This is a genomic window from Pseudocolwellia agarivorans, from assembly GCF_002000085.1.
Taxonomy (GTDB): Bacteria; Pseudomonadota; Gammaproteobacteria; order Enterobacterales; family Alteromonadaceae; genus Pseudocolwellia; species Pseudocolwellia agarivorans.
The window spans coordinates 270,314-286,367 of the sequence record NZ_MUZU01000002.1; the positions used below are offsets into that span (position 1 = coordinate 270,314).

13 protein-coding genes and 3 tRNA genes are annotated in these 16,054 nt (G+C 36.1%); 9 read left to right on the forward strand and 7 right to left on the reverse strand.

Going from position 1 to position 16,054, the window contains the following annotated elements; genetic code table 11:
• The first annotated feature begins 452 nt into the window (after positions 1-452).
• The 3 genes from B0X80_RS04205 to B0X80_RS04215 all read left to right on the forward strand — a co-directional run bounded on the left by B0X80_RS04205 (position 453) and on the right by B0X80_RS04215 (position 921).
• Positions 453-528: transfer RNA gene (locus B0X80_RS04205), tRNA-Asn, on the forward strand.
• Positions 529-719: 191 nt separating this feature from the next.
• A tRNA-Asn gene (locus B0X80_RS04210) sits at positions 720-795 on the forward strand.
• A 50-nt stretch (positions 796-845) separates the two neighbouring features.
• Positions 846-921, forward strand: a tRNA-Asn gene (locus B0X80_RS04215).
• 121 nt (positions 922-1,042) lie between these two features.
• On the opposite strand, the gene B0X80_RS04220 is transcribed toward B0X80_RS04215, so the two are convergent.
• Positions 1,043-1,525 (reverse strand): FKBP-type peptidyl-prolyl cis-trans isomerase, encoded by a 483-nt coding sequence (locus tag B0X80_RS04220; RefSeq protein ID WP_077338560.1) that lies wholly within the window; start codon positions 1,523-1,525, stop codon positions 1,043-1,045.
• Between the two features lie 56 nt (positions 1,526-1,581).
• Positions 1,582-2,469: a DMT family transporter gene (locus tag B0X80_RS04225; protein WP_077338561.1), complete on the reverse strand. Its 888-nt coding sequence runs from the start codon at positions 2,467-2,469 to the stop codon at positions 1,582-1,584.
• A gap of 238 nt (positions 2,470-2,707) precedes the next feature.
• Here B0X80_RS04225 and B0X80_RS04230 point away from each other — a divergent pair, with 238 nt between their 5' ends.
• Positions 2,708-3,859 (forward strand): patatin-like phospholipase family protein, encoded by a 1,152-nt coding sequence (locus B0X80_RS04230; RefSeq protein ID WP_077338562.1) that lies wholly within the window; start codon positions 2,708-2,710, stop codon positions 3,857-3,859.
• A gap of 66 nt (positions 3,860-3,925) precedes the next feature.
• On the opposite strand, the gene B0X80_RS04235 is transcribed toward B0X80_RS04230, so the two are convergent.
• Positions 3,926-5,893 (reverse strand): monovalent cation:proton antiporter family protein, encoded by a 1,968-nt coding sequence (locus B0X80_RS04235; RefSeq protein WP_077338563.1) that lies wholly within the window; start codon positions 5,891-5,893, stop codon positions 3,926-3,928.
• 278 nt (positions 5,894-6,171) lie between these two features.
• Between B0X80_RS04235 and B0X80_RS04240 the strand changes: the two genes are divergently transcribed.
• A complete protein-coding gene (locus B0X80_RS04240; RefSeq protein ID WP_077338564.1) occupies positions 6,172-7,062 on the forward strand; it encodes a GGDEF domain-containing protein in 891 nt (296 codons plus the stop codon).
• A gap of 264 nt (positions 7,063-7,326) precedes the next feature.
• Entirely contained in the window at positions 7,327-7,779 is a 453-nt protein-coding gene (locus tag B0X80_RS04245) for a hypothetical protein (protein ID WP_139345288.1), read from the forward strand.
• Positions 7,780-7,783: 4 nt separating this feature from the next.
• Here B0X80_RS04245 and B0X80_RS04250 read toward each other — a convergent pair whose 3' ends face one another.
• The 3 genes from B0X80_RS04250 to B0X80_RS04260 form a co-directional block, all read right to left on the reverse strand.
• Complete coding sequence (locus B0X80_RS04250; RefSeq protein ID WP_077338566.1) at positions 7,784-8,434, reverse strand: hypothetical protein; 651 nt, start codon at positions 8,432-8,434, stop codon at positions 7,784-7,786.
• Between the two features lie 48 nt (positions 8,435-8,482).
• Positions 8,483-9,784, reverse strand: coding sequence for a DEAD/DEAH box helicase (locus B0X80_RS04255; protein WP_077338567.1), 1,302 nt, complete (start codon positions 9,782-9,784; stop codon positions 8,483-8,485).
• Between the two features lie 80 nt (positions 9,785-9,864).
• Positions 9,865-11,274, reverse strand: coding sequence for an alanine/glycine:cation symporter family protein (locus B0X80_RS04260; RefSeq protein WP_077338568.1), 1,410 nt, complete (start codon positions 11,272-11,274; stop codon positions 9,865-9,867).
• A 217-nt stretch (positions 11,275-11,491) separates the two neighbouring features.
• Here B0X80_RS04260 and B0X80_RS04265 point away from each other — a divergent pair, with 217 nt between their 5' ends.
• Entirely contained in the window at positions 11,492-12,346 is an 855-nt protein-coding gene (locus tag B0X80_RS04265) for a PA4780 family RIO1-like protein kinase (RefSeq protein WP_076419012.1), read from the forward strand.
• Between the two features lie 86 nt (positions 12,347-12,432).
• Here the strand turns inward: B0X80_RS04265 and B0X80_RS04270 are convergent, their stop codons facing one another.
• Positions 12,433-13,554, reverse strand: a complete 1,122-nt coding sequence (locus B0X80_RS04270; protein ID WP_077338569.1) for a pyridoxal-phosphate-dependent aminotransferase family protein — start codon at positions 13,552-13,554, stop codon at positions 12,433-12,435.
• A gap of 452 nt (positions 13,555-14,006) precedes the next feature.
• On the opposite strand from B0X80_RS04270, the gene B0X80_RS04275 reads away from it, so the two are divergent.
• On the forward strand, positions 14,007-14,540 hold the full coding sequence (locus B0X80_RS04275; protein WP_077338570.1) for a YaeQ family protein: 534 nt from the start codon (positions 14,007-14,009) through the stop codon (positions 14,538-14,540).
• 111 nt (positions 14,541-14,651) lie between these two features.
• A complete protein-coding gene (locus B0X80_RS04280; protein WP_077338571.1) occupies positions 14,652-15,992 on the forward strand; it encodes a M20/M25/M40 family metallo-hydrolase in 1,341 nt (446 codons plus the stop codon).
• Positions 15,993-16,054 lie beyond the last annotated feature (62 nt).

The window sequence follows — 16,054 nt, forward strand, 5'->3', positions numbered from 1 at the left end:
TTAATTGACTTAATAAAAATAAAAAAACATTTGCAATATAAAAATTATCTACAACCCAATAGGTAATAGTATAAAACTATCACTTTGAACAAAAAACGAACCGAGACGTTCACTTTAGCGACAATAACAACACAAACCATTGTTATAAAAGAATTAAATAAAAATACACAAAAACATATTGACTTGACTCTACCCCTTATTCCTTTGTTTTAACCGCCCCTTTCTACACTTTCATACACACAGTTATCCACAGCATTAGTGGATAACTGTAATCAAATAACGTAATTAATTAACATGGCTAAATTTACAACAAAAATAGCTGTTAAAGTTCCCAGTTTGCCTGCAAAATAAGCAAACAAACAAATATTTAATTTTTTTAGAATTTTATATTGACAGTTCATCGCGCGGCCTTTAATATTCCGCCCCGTTAACGAAGTTGGTTAGCAAACAATTCCTCAATAGCTCAGTTGGTAGAGCAACGGACTGTTAATCCGTTTGTCCCTGGTTCAAGTCCAGGTTGAGGAGCCAAATTTTAGTAATGGCTTTTTAAGCGGTTACGTGAGTAGTAAAAAGAACAATTCCTCAATAGCTCAGTTGGTAGAGCAACGGACTGTACTATTTATTAGAACAGCGTTTGCCTCCTGATTCTAGAACAAGTTGAGGAGCCAAATTTTAGTAATGGCTTTTTAAGCGGTTACGTAAGTAGTAAAAAGAACAATTCCTCAATAGCTCAGTTGGTAGAGCAACGGACTGTTAATCCGTTTGTCCCTGGTTCAAGTCCAGGTTGAGGAGCCACATTTAAGTAAGTGCTTTAAGCGGTTACATTAGTAGTAGAAAAAAACAATTCCTCAATAGCTCAGTTGGTAGAGCAACGGACTGTTAATCCGTTTGTCCCTGGTTCAAGTCCAGGTTGAGGAGCCACATTAAAAAACCTGCTTTTAGCAGGTTTTTTTTCGTCTTTAATTTTTATTTTGCTATAAATTAAAGACGAAAAAAAACCAATGAAGATCATTGGTTTAATCTGTTTATCATTAAATATTAATTAATGATGATGACCACCTACTCCGTGAGCATGGCCATGTTTAACTTCATCTTCAGTCGCTTCTCTTACATCAACTACGTCTAAATCAAACGTTAATACTTTACCCGCTAATGGTGGATTAATATCAACTGTCACCATAAATTTACCTACTTTAACAACAGTCACTTGACGTTGACCTTGTTCTGTTTGAACAACGGCTGTCATACCTGCTTTCCACTTAGCTGCACCTTGTAAATGTTTTACAGGGATACGTTGGATCATATCTTCTTGACGCTCACCGTAGGCTTCTTCAGGTTGTAATGTTACTGAGAACTTATCACCAGCTTCTTTACCTGCTAAAGCATTTTCAAGACCCACTAATGTGTTATTAGCACCATGTAGATAAGCCATAGGATCATTACCATGCGACGATTCAATTTCAGTACCGTCTTCTTCTTTTAACACATAGTGAAACTGAACAACTGTTTTTTCTGCTATTTTCATTTTTTACCTATTTATTTTGATTAACGCTAATTTTAATGGCGCTATATTACAATATTTTATGCCCATAACAGTAAAATAAATACACTTAATAAAATTAAAAACATTCCTAAGTATTCCATTTTGCTAATTGACTCTTTAAATATTCGATAGGTAATAAAGAGAGTGATAAAAAATTCAATTTGTCCCAACGCTTTAACATAAGCAGTATTTTGATAACTAGACGCCGTATACCAACCAATAGAGCCGATAACACTTGTTAAACCAACAAAGGTACATACTCGCCAATGTTTAAGCATTAAAGGAAGCTGTGAACGATTTTGTAAAGCAACATAACTTAATGACATGACCGATTGCACTGTTACCATAAATACTAAAGTAACAGCCGCACTTACCATTAGGTCAGTATTTAATGCTAAGCTAGATTCTCGCACCAACAACATCGTAATAGCTAACCCCAAACCAGAAGCTAAGCCAAAGCCTGCTCCGGGGTTTTTAAATAAGTCGTCGTAGTTAAATTTAACCTTTGATACGATTATTACCCCTAAAACGCCAATAATAACAGACACCCAGCCCCAACTACTTAACGAAGAAGAGAAGACAGTAGCACCTATTATTGCAATTTGAACCGCCTCAGTTTTAGCTAAACTGGTTGCTACTGAAAAATTTCGATACCTAAAAGCAGTAATTAAACAAGCTGTCCCAATAATTTGAGCCACACTGCCTAATAAAGCGTATTGAATAAATGAAGCGTTAAGATCTGGAATTTCGACAGATCTATAGTCGAGTAACCACCACAAATATCCCCAAGCAAAAGGTAAAGCATAAACATATCTAACAGAGGTGGTTGCCATAGAATTTAAATGGCCTGATAATTTTTTTTGACCAGCGGTTCTCACTGCCTGCATAAATGCGGCAAGCAAGGTGAAATAGATCCAGATTTCCAAGATGTTTCCAAATATAATTGTTTTACGCCATATGAAATAGCATAAGTAAACGGGCAACAATTATAAGTAAAATGCCGCAATAAAACTACGCTAGTACTTATTGAAAATAGCCTCTATTACAAAATAATCGTTTGATTAATCACAAAAATAAAAATAACTTTTCTTTAAATTAAGGATATTTTTCACATAAAATAAAAAAAACGTTACACTTAACGTATTGAAATAGATAAAGTAGTTTATGACTAAAAAACGTTCGTACAAACATACAAACAACGCCTTAATACTTACAGGTGGTGGAGCTAGAGCTGCCTATCAAGTTGGCGTGTTGTCTGCTATTGCTCAATTTATCCCCCGTAATCACGGTTGTCCTTTTCCTATAATTAGTGGGACATCCGCAGGGGCAATAAATACAACAGCATTAGCGTGTTATGCTTCTTGTTTTCAATTAGGAGTAAAAAAACTCGAGTGGGTGTGGAAAAACTTAAATACCAGTCGTATCTATCATGGCGATCCCTATAGAGTATATAGTCATATAGCTAAAGGAATATTTGGCAGCTTTCAAGCAGATTACGCTAGCCGACCAGCAAGAAGCCTCCTTAATAATGATCCTTTACGCCAGCTACTCAACGAAGTTATCGACTTTAAACGAATAGATAACAATATTTTAAAAGGTTATTTATCTGCCGTTTCGGTTACTGCTTCAAGTTACAATACTGGTGACTCGATAAGTTTTTATCAATCTGAAGAACACATTTCACCTTGGTTTAGAGCAAACCGAAGAGGCGAACCTACTCAAATTAATAGCGAACATTTGATGGCATCTGCTGCTATCCCTATGGTTTTCCCTTCAATTAATATTAAACGACAACATTTTGGTGATGGTTCTATTCATCAGTTATCGCCTCTAAGTCCAGCGATTCATTTAGGTGCTGAACGTATATTTATTGTGGGGGTAGAACAACCAACAGAACCTGTATATGCTAATGAAAACAACCCTCACCCACCAACCGCATCAAGTGTAGCCGGGCATTTACTCGATTCTATATTTTCAGATACATTACAAAGTGATATAGAAAGAGCTAAGCGTATTAATGAAACCATCGCCTTAATCCCTGAAGATGTACGTAAAGAGAAATCAGGATTAAAGAAAATAGATACGTTATTACTTAACCCTAGTCACGACTTTAATGCTATGGCAATTGAATATTTTGACGAACTCCCTCTTTCTATCAAAATATTACTGCGTTCAATTGGTATCACTAACGATTCAGAGTCGAGTATTATTAGTTACTTATTGTTTGAAAAAAACTACTGTAAACAACTTATTAAGCTAGGTTTTGAAGATGCTATGGAAAAAGAAACCTCAATTAGAGGCTTCCTTAGTTTATAACGCTTATTAATGAATGACCTGCTACAAGCCATAAAAGAACTCTAGTAGGTCAATTAGCTCTGTGAATTATCTCCCCTCTTGAATATAGCGCTCGGTTAATTCAACTCGGCGAGGTTTACCTCTTACTATTAGCGTGTCTTGATTTTGTAATACAATATTATCATCAGGTTCTTCTGTTTCGACTTCGCCACGTTTAAGCGCAACAATAATCATATGTGAATTACCTTTCTTTAATTCTGCGATAGAATGTCCTACAGCATATGAATCATTCGTTAACTGTATCGCATGAGCAAATTCAATACGCTCAATCGCTTCTGGACTCATATCAGTATGTTCCCCTTGATAGAAGCCATGTAAATGATTGTAGTGATTATTACGCTCTTTTTGTACGCGTTTGAAAATTCGTGAAAATGGTACGCCTGTTAACGATAATACTTGAGAAACTAACATTAAGCTTCCCTCTAAAATTTCTGGTACAACTTCATTTGCCCCGGCATCTTTCAATATTTGTAATTGATCGTCATTTCGAGTTCTTACTAAAATCGGAACATCTTTTGATAATCGCCTTACTTTTTCAATAACGTCTAATGATTGCTTATCTTCACCGAAAGCGATAACAACTAATTTGGCTTCCGATAAATTAGCCGCATGTAACAACTCTGTTTGCCTTGAAGACCCAAATAAAACGTTCTCTCCAGCATCTCTTGATTTAGTAACACGTAAGGGATCAATATCTATTGCAACAAAATCAATACCTTCAGGTTTTAAAAAACGACTTACCGTTTGCCCTACTCGACCAAAACCACAAATAATAACGTGATCTTTTAACTGACTATTATCGGGTAATGTTTCTAATTCAGTTGTATCTACCCCTTTATCTCGCGTTAACATTAACGACCATTTACGCGCGTTATTAATCATAAAAGGCGTTATCGCCATACTAAGAACACCAACACCTAATAAGATAGAAGCTACATCCATAGGTAATATTTCAACTTGTGTGGCGAGAGCAATTAACACAAAACCAAATTCGCCCATTTGCGCCAACATAAAACCTGAAGCCCAACTGTCTTTGGGTAACTCCCCTGCTTTTACGGCTAAAAACCTTATAACGCATACTTTAACTGCCATAAAACTCAACATAACACCTAGAACAACTAAAGGAGAATCAATCAACACATTAATATTTAGCTTCATACCGACAGTTACAAAAAACAGGCCTAATAAAATATCCCTATAAGGCCTAATGTCTGCTTCTAACTGATGCTTATATTGGCTTTCGCCTAACATCATACCCGCTAAAAATGCTCCCAAAGCCATAGATAAACCAAACCATAGCGTTAAAGCTGATGCTAATAAGGTGACTAGTAACGTGGTTAATACAAATAACTCATCTGTTCTAACTTGAGCAATAACATTAAACAAACGTGGTAATAACCATTTACCTGTAAACAATAATACACCGACTACAAACACACCTTTTACTAACGCAATAAGTAAGGCTAATCCCATAGAAGTATCTGAATCCATGGCAAACATAGGGATAACAATAAGGAGAGGAACTACCGCCACATCTTGAAAAAGTAAAACCGACACTGAAATTTGACCCGATTTACGTTTCGTTGCCCCTGCTTCACTTAATTGTCGGATAACAATAGCAGTAGAAGAAAGCGCCAAAACACCGCCTATCACCAGCGCACTAGGAAAAGATTGTCCTAAAGCTAAAGCAATTAAAATAAAAATAACGAGGGATATACCAACTTGTAAGCTCCCCACAGCCAATACCAACTTCCGCATAGCAAGCAGTTTAGGTAATGAAAACTCCAAGCCTAAAGTAAAGAGTAGAAATACAATGCCCAATTCTGCAAAGTGTTCGTAATCAACATGATGATGTGCCCATGCAAAACCATGTTCGCCCACCAACATTCCTGTAACTAAATAGGCTAAAATAGCAGGTAGATTTAGATATCTAAATAACCAAACAATAAAAACTGCACTGGTTAAAATAGCAAGAATTTCAAAATAGCCTTCCACGAAAACTCCTTAAATAATGATGAGCATGCTAAACAACAGAATATAAAAGCATAGTGTCTCATTTTACAGACATCAAAATGATTTAAAATCTATTTATAAAAAACAGCAGAATAAAAGCGGCAAAACATTGCCGAATTTTACTTTGACAAAAAAATGACTGTGCAAACAACCAAAATTAAAAATTAAAAATCAAAGGGTTATACATAATAAAAAAACAAAATCACTTTAGGTACAGAATTTGCTAATTAATAACCATTAAAAAAGAAATAGGTGGTTACATGCAAACATTAAATTTACTCGAAAGCCAAACATATGAGTATAACGCCTTTAAAATATTTGATTTAAACAATAAAGATAACGCTCATCGTAAATTAGCTCTTATGGAGCAATTACAATGTACACTTGAACTTGACAAAATTTTGAATATTTTTGCGATAGAAGCTACAAAGTATGTTTCTTTTTCTGGGCTTTATTTTACCCAAGGTGATGTAAGAACAGCTATACGTGGTAGTAGACCTGGTAGATCTGAACGTCAATTTGAGTTAAAGATAAATAACGAATTTTTAGGTTTGTTAACGTACGCAATTAATAGCCCGATCAGCCTTACTAACTTTAACGTGTTAGAAGAACTACATCAGTACATTGTACATCCTATTAATAATGCTATTCAGTATAAAAATGCTATGTCGCTAGCCATGCAAGATGGTTTGACTGGTTTAGCTAACCGACGTTACTTTGACGAACAATTAAAGCGTGCTATGCATCATGCGAATCGTCAAAAGCATCAAGTAGGTTTAGTGGTTGCCGACTTAAACAAATTTAAAGTCATTAACGACACATTTGGCCACCATGTAGGTGATGAAATCTTAAAAGGTTTTGCAAAAGCTTTAGAATTAAGCGTACGTGACTCTGACAGCGTGTTTAGATTTGGTGGTGATGAGTTTGCTATTATTGTAGAAGAAGCAAGCCAAGAATCTTTATGTATGATTGAAGCTCGTATAAAAAAAGCTCTTGCTACAGACGCACTTCTCACTAAATATGATGTAGGATGCAGTTTAGGTTATACCTTTATGCATAGAGCTGACGACGAAAAAAGCTTTTTTGAAAGAGCCGATCAAGCGTTATACCAACAAAAATTTAGTCAACCTACCGCTTTAAGTTTAGTGTAATTGGCTTTTACTTAAGAGAATATATATACCGGTTATCATTCAAGATGCAGGTTTCAGTCGGAACTAAAATACGCATCTTGATTGGCAACGGGTATAACACACAACTAAATGGTTAATGAGCGCTAGCGAACTTAACTATTCCCCTTACTTTACCCTTTTCTTAATATCGCTTTTTTACCTCATTATTCTCGAATGATTATGCTGCTATTTAAATAAATAACTATCTGATAAAATGGCCGAAAATTTCAGCTAAAAAGGATTTATATGAAATATTCTTATGGGATAATCATTTCTCTATTCTTTACTCTTTTTCTTAATGTGAGCTTTGCTAAAGAAGCCAACACCGTATTAAGTAAAGAAAAAATACATTTTTTTAGCCAAAAACTTAACAGAATTAATAACGAAAACATGCAAGACTTTTACGCTGTTTTGTCAAAAGATTTTACTCTAGAATTTAATGTTGGTTCTAGCGTACATGGTTTTATTTTGTCATTTGATAATGAAAACTTAATTTACTTTCTTAAAAAAATTGCTAACTACCCTGAAGATGAGTCTGAAATAAAAGAGATATACGATATAAAGCTCACTAGCCCAACAGAAGGTGAGTTCAAAGTTATTCTTTATTCTGAAAAATATAGAAAAAAAATATGGACACATTATTTTGTTCGATTAGAAGGTAAGGAAATTAAAGTGATTAAAATATTAGAAAAGGTTTAAACACTTAAAGATTAATAGATATATCCGCTAACGCCGCTCTTTGCTCTTGTGGTGTAGCTCCTATGTATATTCGTGAATACCTAATCGCTTGAGAAAACTTAGCATCGCCGACTCTGGCTAATACTTGCTTAAAGAAATTAAGATTTAAATCAAATATTTTTACATAATGGTTAATTGCATCATCAATTGTAGGGTAACGCATCCCATCAAAGTAAAAGGTTTCTTTTTCATCTATGTACTCTAATGTAACGCCGTTAACAATAAGAGGCCAAGGTTTATAGCTAACTCGACCTTTTGCAACTTCGTACATAAACCACGCACTTCTTTGAAAACCATCAAAAGTACCGCCTTCAAATCCACTATTCTCTAACTCTTCTTTTGTCCAGTTTAAACCGATAGCAAGGTCTTTATGATAATGCTTCATTAATTGCTGTTTAACATGTACATGAACTTGCCAAATGCTATCGACTTTAGCTGAATAAGCGAATTGATAACATTCTTTACAGCTAGGGATCTGAATTGGGATATGAGGACAATTAAATACCAGCCAATTATTATGTGGAAAACCAAACAATAAATGCTTGGGCTCTCCACAAAACCAACAAAAATGACGATATTCAAAAGGTGTTTCTGTTAAACAATAATCAACATTCATAAGTTTAAGTAACACCCCTTAACATTGAATGATTTAAATAAGAAAACGTTAGCGTTTCTTCTGTATTTTTTTGCTGTATTTTTTAGTTACGGCTGGTTTTACTTTTTTCTTTTTAGCAATCGCTTGGTTTTTATCTTGAGTTGCTTGATAGCGGTTTTTCTTAACTGGCGCATCTAAGCTTTCTTTGTATTGCGCGGGTAATGGTCTATCTATTTCATAACCGGGAGCCACTATACGCTCAAATTTACGACCAATTAGCTCTTCAATATTTTCTAAAAAGCGCTCATCTTTTGGGCTAACTAAAGAAATAGCCGTACCAGATTTACCTGCCCTACCAGTTCTACCTATACGATGTACGTAATCTTCAGCTAAAAACGGTAAATGAAAATTAACAACGTAAGGTAAATCGACAATATCTAAACCTCGTGCAGCAACATCCGTTGCAACTAAAACTCTCACCTTACCTTCGGTAAACTCCTCTAACGCTCTATTTCGAGCGCCTTGCGTTTTATCACCATGGCAAAGTGCGGCTTTAATACCATCGAGTTTTAGCTCTTTAGCTAATAGATTTGCGCTTTCTTTTGTACCTGCAAACACAAGTACTTGTTTCCAGTTATTTACACCAATAATTTCAGATAAAAGTTCGCGTTTACGTGTTTCAGACACCCAATAAACTGATTGTTTTACTTTACCTGATGTAGAATTTTGGCGAGAAACTTCTAATGTTTTAGGGTTTCTTAACACTTGTTTGGCAAGTGTTTTAACCTTGTTTGAAAAGGTAGCTGAAAACATTAAGGTTTGATGTTTTTGTTTCATTGCTTCAATAAGCTTTTCAATATCAGTTAAAAAACCCATATCAAGCATACGGTCGGCTTCATCTAACACTAAATATTTAACATGCGAAAGATCAACACTACGCTCAGTTAAATGCTCAAGTAAACGACCAGGTGTTGCCACTAAAACATCGACCCCATTTTTCAACATTGTTTTTTGAGGTGGCATATTTACACCACCATAAATTACACCCGATTTAATGGGTAAAAATTGGCTGTACGTTTCAATATTTTTGGCAACTTGTGCTGCAAGTTCACGGGTTGGCGTTAAAATTAACGCTTTAATCGTTTGACCTGTAACTTGAGTGTCGTCTTTAATATTACGACTAATCGCATCTAAAATAGGCAAACTAAAAGCAGCGGTTTTACCTGTACCCGTTTGAGCACTAGCTAATAAATCTACGCCTGTACGAATAACAGGAATAGCTTGTTGCTGTACTGGCGTTAAATTTTTATAACCACACGCCTTTACTGCTTTTAATAAATTAGCCGATAAGCCAATTGCATCAACACTCATTTTTTCACCAAATATACACTAATAATTTTCGAACACATGTTCAATTTTCGCGGATTATAACAGTTTATCTAAGCAACAGGTTACTTATCTTTCTGCCAAATACCTCGAGTTAAATTAAGACTTTTATGCTCATTTTCAGACGGACAATAAGTCGGTATCTTACCTTGCATTTTTTGCTGATGATAATCTTTAGTTACCATTGCAATAGCCTTAGTCAGTAAGATCAATGAAATAACATTAAACACTGTCATTAATCCTGTAGAAAGATCCGCTAAAGCAATCACTTCAGGTAAGGTTGCAACAGAGCCAAACACTAACATGGCTAAAAAGCCTACTTTTAAAAATGAATGACCATATAAGTTATCTAAATTTAAGTATTTAAGATTATTCTCAGCGTAAGCAAAATTACCCACAATGGAAGTAAAACCAAATAACATAATTGCAAAGGTAATAAAATCACTTCCCCAACCGCCTACTTGAAACGCCATAGCTTGTTGCGTTAATTGAATACCTTGTGCCTGTGACCCCGTATCTTTAAAAAGTAAAATAAGAAACGCAGTACATGAGCATATAACAATGGTGTCAAAAAACACCGCCAACATTTGTATATACCCTTGAGCAACTGGATGAGGAGGATTAGGCGAAGCTGCAGCTGCTACATTGGGCGCACTACCCATACCTGCTTCGTTTGAATACAAACCTCGCTTAACACCTTGCACAATAGCAGCACCTACAAGCCCGCCACCGGCTTCTTTTAAACCTAAAGCAGAGGCAAAGATATCAGCAATAATATTAGGAATTAATGTAATATTTATTGCTATTACATACAAACACACAAGTAAGTATGCAACGCCCATAAAAGGAACAGTAAACTCAGCAAAACGCGCTATTTTCTTTAAACCACCAAATATAATAAAAGCCGCGCAAATGGTAATAACAATACCTGTAGTGAGTTTGTCCAAACCATACGAGCCATAAAAAGCATCAGTAATCGAATTAGCTTGAACCGAACTAAAAACAAAACCGTAACCAAAAAATAAACATAATGAAAATGTGATAGCGAGAGCTTTACTGTTCAAGCCTTTACGCATGTAATACGCGGGGCCACCTCTAAAATTTCCATGTTCGTCTTTCTCTTTATACAGCTGGCCTAATGTACTTTCTGCAAAAGCGGTTGCCATTCCCACTAACGCAATTAACCACATCCAAAATACAGCGCCAGCACCACCTAAAGTAATAGCAACAGCAACCCCCATTAAATTACCGGTTCCCACTCTAGCCGCTAACGATGTACACAAAGCTTGGAAAGAAGATATACCCTCTTTAGAACTTGAACGACTTAACTTTAACAAGGTAAACATGTGAAAAAAATGCGTAAATTGCAGCCCTTTCAAACGTAGCGTAAACCATATTCCACAACCACTTAAGAGGTATATAAGCACACTTCCCCATAAATAACCGTTAATCGTACCAACCCATTGTTCAATCAAATTTTTATACTCTATTCATACTTTGTCGGTATTATAACTAAAAAAACCTACATAATTGTCAGCTTTTTCATTATTTACAACAATTGCTTAACCACCTTATTAAAGTGATATAATAAAATGACAACTACCTCCCTAATTTATCAGGAACTGCGAATATAAATGCATAAGAAAATGATCTGCTATTCCAAATTGCCCGTAAGTAAGGTATAAAAGCGCCATGAAAATACCAAAACGCATACAGCCCCTTGTTGATGAGGGGATCGTTGATGAAGTACTTAGCCAACTCATGAGTGGCAAAGAAGCCACCGTATATACGGTGCGCTGTGGCGATCAAGTAAAATGCGCTAAAGTTTATAAAGAAGCAAACAAACGCAGCTTTAAAAAAGCCGTGCAATACCAAGAAGGTCGTAAAAGTAAAAATAGCCGTCGAGCAAGAGCCATACAAAAAGGTTCTAAATATGGTAAAGCCCAGCAAGAAGAAGCTTGGCAGAACTCAGAAGTTGATGCGCTTTATTTATTAGCTAGCTCTGGCGTCAGAGTGCCTGAACCTTACGGATGTTTTGACGGTGTGTTAATTATGGAGCTTATTACCGACGATGAGGGTAGTGTTGCTCCCAGATTAAACGACATAACCATGGATGCAGAGCAAGCCCGCGAAGATCACGCGGTTGTTATGGTTTATATTATGCGCATGTTGTGTGCAGGTATTGTGCATGGTGACTTATCAGAATTTAATGTGTTAGTTGATGAATACGGCCCTGTTATTATTGATTTACCGCAAGCCGTAGATGCCTCGTCAAATAATAACGCAAAAAGCATGTTAATACGTGATGTTGAAAACATGACAACCTATTACGCTCAATACGCACCTGACTTAGCACAAAGTAAATATGCTCAAGAAATGTGGGCATTATATGAAGATGGTGAGCTTACGCCTGATACAGAATTAACAGGCCTATTTACTGAAAGTACAGAATCTGCTGATGTAGATACCGTATTAGAAGAGATAAAAGCCGCATTTGAAGAAGAGCAAAATCGATTAGAGCGTATAAGAGAAGCGAACGAAGAGTAACTTAACTTTCAAATATAAGTCATTTAAAAACAACAAAGGTTGGCATGTTCATTACGCCAACCTTTTTTAGTTGTATAACTCAGTATTTATTTGCTTAATGCATCTTTTAACGCCGCTAAACATAACGCGACATTCTCACTACGCGCTGCATATCCCATCAAACCAATACGCCAAGCTTTACCGGCAAACTTACCTAAACCGGCACCGATTTCTAAGTTGTACTCTTCAAGTAAATAAGAGCGAACTTTCGCGTCATCAATGCCATCAGGAATATAAACAGAGTTCAACTGAGGTAAGCGTTCATCTTCAGGAACAATATAACTAATGCCTAAGTCAGCAAGGCCAGCGGCAAGTGCCTTATGTTGTTTAGCATGGCGAGCCCAGCTGTTTTCTAACCCTTCGTTTTTAAGCATAAGTAACGATTCATGCAAAGCATACAAAGAATTAACGGGTGCGGTATGATGATATGAACGCTTGCCTTCGCCCGACCAATAATCCATCACTAAAGACTGATCTAAAAACCAACTAGGTACAGGTGTTGTTCTTTCTTGCACAATTTTAGTGGCACGCTCACTAAAACTCACAGGAGAAATACCCGGCACACAAGACAAACATTTTTGGCTGCCTGAATAAATAGCGTCTATGCCCCACTCATCAACACGTAACTCAACACCACCTAACGAAGTAACTGCATCAACTATTGTTAAACAATCATGTTGCTGAGCTATTTGACATAAAGTTTTCGCGTCAGACAATGCACCCGTTGATGTTTCTGCGTGTACAAAAGCGACAAAATTAGCGTTTGGATTTTGTTTTAGCGCAGCTTCTAGCGCTTGTGGATCAACGGCTCTGCCCCATTCGCCTTCTACTACAACAAGTTTAGCGCCTAAGCGTTTAACATTTTCGGTCATTCGCATGCCAAAAACACCATTGACACATACAACAACCGTATCTTCAGGCGTTACTAAGTTAACAAAACATGCTTCCATACCTGCTGAACCAGGTGCTGATAAAGCGATAGTAAAAGGGTTGCTGGTTTGAAAAGCATATTGTAATAACGACTTAACTTCGTCCATCATTCCAACAAAAAGAGGATCTAAATGTCCAATAGTCGGACGAGATAAAGCCGACAAAACTTGCGGACTTACATCAGAAGGACCCGGTCCCATTAAAGTACGTGGTACAGGAATAAAAGATTTAATAGACATTACGCATCACCTAAAAGAGTTAAAATATATTTATATGAATATCACAAATAAACACGAGCAAAAACCTGACACAAGTGTCAACTAAGAACATAATAATACATCAACTGTAAACATATACCAGCGTCAATGCACAATAATTATGCTTATACTCAATATATCCAAATATACATTAAGATAATTTAGGTATAGTAATACCAATCGCAATAACCAATTGATCATTTATACTTGTTTAAATGGCCAATTACATCGTTATTTATTTAATAATTAGAACAACTAGTTATTAAAATAAATGCCTCGCCTACAGGACGTAGGTGCTTAGGTTCCGTCGGGAACGGTGAACCTGTGTATTTGACCATTTATTCTTCGTATAAAATAGGTCAATTCATTAATGCGTTTGGTATAAGACAAATACAGAGTATAATTACTCATTCAAAAAATGTGATGAACTAAACATGGCGTTAAAAGCAACAATTAACAAAGCAACAATTCATTTATCAGATATGGACCGTAACTATTACGACACCATTAACCTGACCATTGCTCAACATCCTTCCGAAACAGACTCTCGTATGATGGTTCGTTTAATCGCCTTTATATTAAATGCCAATGAAAACCTGCAATTTGGCAAAGGCGTAAGTGATGAAGACGAAGCCGCTATATGGCAAGTCAATTACTCTGAAGAAATAGAACTATGGATTGAACTAGGCCAGCTTGACGAGAAACGCATTAAAAAAGCCTGCAATAGATCACAACAAGTAAAACTGTATTGCTATGGCAGCAGTGTTGACACTTGGTGGAAACAATCAGAAAGCAAACTACGCCAGTTTGATAAATTATCGATTGAACAATTCAGCGAAGAAACAACAGAGGCTCTAGCGCAATTAATATCAAGAACAATGGAGTTTCAATGTAGTATTCAAGATGGTCAGCTATGGTTAACAGCGGGTGATGAAAGCTTACTGATTGAAACCACTAAACTACTTTAACAACTCCTCACTTTACACCAGGTAACAAGTCTATATATTGCCAGTAGTTGCAAAGTTATTATTTTTGCTCAATAGTAGCTCATCATTACTTTTCAAAACTGGCAAATTCACATGTTAAAAACCAATAAAATACGTAGCTTAACCTTAAGCATAACCTCATGTTTAGCTTTATTATCAGCACCTTTACTCGCTGACAATATTTCAAAAAAACAGATGACAGCAGACATCACTTACCTAGCCAGCGATGATCTAAAAGGTAGAGCAAGCTTTTCGCCTGAAATAGATATTGCCGCTAACTATATAGGCCAACGTTTTTCAGATATTGGTCTAAAACCCCTCAATGGTTTATCAACTTACAAACAAACCTTTACCATTACCAGTATTACACCCAGTGCATTTTCAGTCAGCTTAAATGGTAAAGAAATACCTAAAAATAACATTACCGTAGCTAGCACCATGAAAGATCTGACATGGACAACACCTAAAGCAATGAAAACTCATATTTTAGGTAAAAAAGACAACTTCAGAGATTTACTGCGCAAGGTGAATAATGCCGGCGGACAAAATCTCATCTTAGTGAATACCGCACATAACGATATTTTTCAAAAGTACCAACAATTTTTAAACCGTGGTTTAACTAAACTTGTGGTAGAAGATAATGAGGAAGATCATCAAGGCGCAATTGTACTTGTACTAACAAATGAAACAGATGTTGAACAAATTCAGGTTCAAGCTTCAACCACTATAAGTAAAAAATCATTAACGAATGTAGTGGGTATATTACCGGGTAATAGTAAAGCAGATGAAATTGTTATGTTTTCAGCGCACTACGACCACTTAGGCACAACGCCTGATGGTAAACAAATATACAATGGTGCCGACGATGACGCTTCAGGCACTACAGCCGTTATTAACTTAGCTGAACATTTTGCTAAACAAGGCAATAACGCCAGAACCTTAATGTTTGCCGCTTTTACTGCTGAAGAAATTGGTGGTTACGGTTCACGTTATTTATCTCAACAACTCAACCCAGATGATGTTGTTGCTATGATAAATATTGAAATGATAGGTAAACCATCAAAATTTGGTGCGGGTACTTTATGGATGACAGGAATGGAGCGATCTAACCTAGGCGAGTTATTAAATAAAAGTTTGGCACCGCACAATATGGAAATATTCACCGACCCATATCCTGAACAAGGTTTATTCTACCGTTCAGACAACGCAACATTAGCGCGTTTAGGTGTGCCTGCTCATAGTTTTAGTAGTACACAACTTGATAAAGACCAACATTATCATCAAACGTCAGACGACATTAACAGCTTAGATTTGAACTCTATGCACAAAGTTATTGAATCATTATCAATAGCCAGTAAAGATATCGTTAATGGTAAAATAACGCCAACTCGAGTTGACGTATCTAAAGTAGATGCTCACGGGAAAATATATTAACTCACTTTCTGTCCATGAAACCTAAAGATGCAGAGTTCAGCTAAAGTTACAAATATTTTGGT

Excerpts from the sequence above, each read along its gene's own strand:
- B0X80_RS04255 (WP_077338567.1), bottom strand. The coding sequence starts at position 9,784 with ATGAGTGTTGATGCAATTGGCTTATCGGCTAATTTATTAAAAGCAGTA.
- B0X80_RS04245 (WP_139345288.1), top strand. The coding sequence starts at position 7,327 with ATGAAATATTCTTATGGGATAATCATTTCTCTATTCTTTACTCTTTTT.
- B0X80_RS04230 (WP_077338562.1), top strand. The coding sequence starts at position 2,708 with ATGACTAAAAAACGTTCGTACAAACATACAAACAACGCCTTAATACTT.
- B0X80_RS04265 (WP_076419012.1), top strand. The coding sequence starts at position 11,492 with ATGAAAATACCAAAACGCATACAGCCCCTTGTTGATGAGGGGATCGTT.
- B0X80_RS04275 (WP_077338570.1), top strand. The coding sequence starts at position 14,007 with ATGGCGTTAAAAGCAACAATTAACAAAGCAACAATTCATTTATCAGAT.
- B0X80_RS04220 (WP_077338560.1), bottom strand. The coding sequence starts at position 1,525 with ATGAAAATAGCAGAAAAAACAGTTGTTCAGTTTCACTATGTGTTAAAA.
- B0X80_RS04250 (WP_077338566.1), bottom strand. The coding sequence starts at position 8,434 with ATGAATGTTGATTATTGTTTAACAGAAACACCTTTTGAATATCGTCAT.
- B0X80_RS04240 (WP_077338564.1), top strand. The coding sequence starts at position 6,172 with ATGCAAACATTAAATTTACTCGAAAGCCAAACATATGAGTATAACGCC.
- B0X80_RS04270 (WP_077338569.1), bottom strand. The coding sequence starts at position 13,554 with ATGTCTATTAAATCTTTTATTCCTGTACCACGTACTTTAATGGGACCG.
- B0X80_RS04280 (WP_077338571.1), top strand. The coding sequence starts at position 14,652 with ATGTTAAAAACCAATAAAATACGTAGCTTAACCTTAAGCATAACCTCA.